Here is a 549-nt window from a genome sequence, read left to right as displayed (position 1 = left end):
CCCAGTTGTTGGTGGGGCCGGCCAAGTCCTCCGTCGCGCTGCAGATGTAGGTGCGCGATTCGACGCGGGCCACGTCGGCCGGGTCGGACAGGGCCAGGAACGAGTTGGGCTTCTTCTTGTCGTCGAGCTTGACCATCGTGCCGGCCTCAACGAGGTGGGCCGTCAAGCGGTCCCACTCCTCGTCACTGCCGTCCGACCAGACCACACGGTCCGGCTGGGTCAGCTCCGCAACCTCGGCCACCCAGGCGAGGAGGGCTGCGTGGTTGGTGGGCGCGCTCGTCGCGTCCAAGCCGGGGATCGTGGCAGAGGTCATTTGAAGCGTCTCCTGAAGTCTCCGACCACCTGCAGCGCGGTCGGTCCGCTCCTTAGGATACGCGATCTAGCAGCCCGATCGGGAGTCGGGTTTCCGACATCTGCGACCGGAGCCCCAACGGGCACGCCGGGTTGTCCGGGGCCGGCCGCCCCCCGATCGCGGCCGGCCCCGAACAGGTTCGTCCGGCTACCTCAGGCGGCCCGGCCGAGTGGCACTCCACTCGCCCGTCGCCGGGT

Annotated in this window: 1 pseudogene; it reads right to left on the bottom strand. The window is 69.6% G+C overall.

The annotated features are described in order from the left end of the window. A pseudogene (locus tag B4L26_RS14755) lies at nucleotides 1-313 on the bottom strand (phosphoenolpyruvate carboxykinase); the annotation flags it as partial. Nucleotides 314-549 lie beyond the last annotated feature (236 nt).

It is taken from the genome of Gordonia sp. UBA7599, from assembly GCA_002477755.1.
Lineage (GTDB): Bacteria > Actinomycetota > Actinomycetes > Mycobacteriales > Mycobacteriaceae > Gordonia.
The sequence above is the reverse complement of the archived record's forward strand: the minus strand, read 5'-3'. Positions and strand labels throughout refer to the sequence as shown.